Source organism: Halomonas sp. SIMBA_159 (genome assembly GCF_046536035.1).
GTDB lineage: Bacteria > Pseudomonadota > Gammaproteobacteria > Pseudomonadales > Halomonadaceae > Vreelandella > Vreelandella venusta_A.
In genome coordinates, this window is record NZ_JAWJBT010001185.1 from 1 (window position 1) to 250 (window position 250).

A 250-nucleotide genomic window follows, 5' to 3' on the forward strand; every position below is an offset into this window, starting at 1 on the left:
GCTCAGTTCCAGGCCGAGATGCGCAGCTGCAGGCGCCCCTTCACCCCCGGTCGGGTCGGCACGCGCTTGCCACCGGGCCCGACGGTGAAGCTGTCGAACGTAATCTCGATCTCCACCCATTGCTGCTTCAGCTGCGCAGCGGAGATCTTCACGTACTGGGTCGGACCGCTGACGCCGGCCTCCTGCCAGGCGTAGCGCACCCTCCAGGCGTCGCCGGCCTGCAACGGCGGCTCCATCGACAGCACGATCG

Annotated in this window: 1 protein-coding gene; it reads right to left on the reverse strand. The window is 68.4% G+C overall.

The window, feature by feature from the left end:
• Positions 1 to 2: 2 nt before the first annotated feature.
• A partial coding sequence (locus R0J87_RS23005) for a hypothetical protein (RefSeq protein WP_498889258.1) occupies positions 3 to 250 on the reverse strand: 248 nt, incomplete at its 5' end.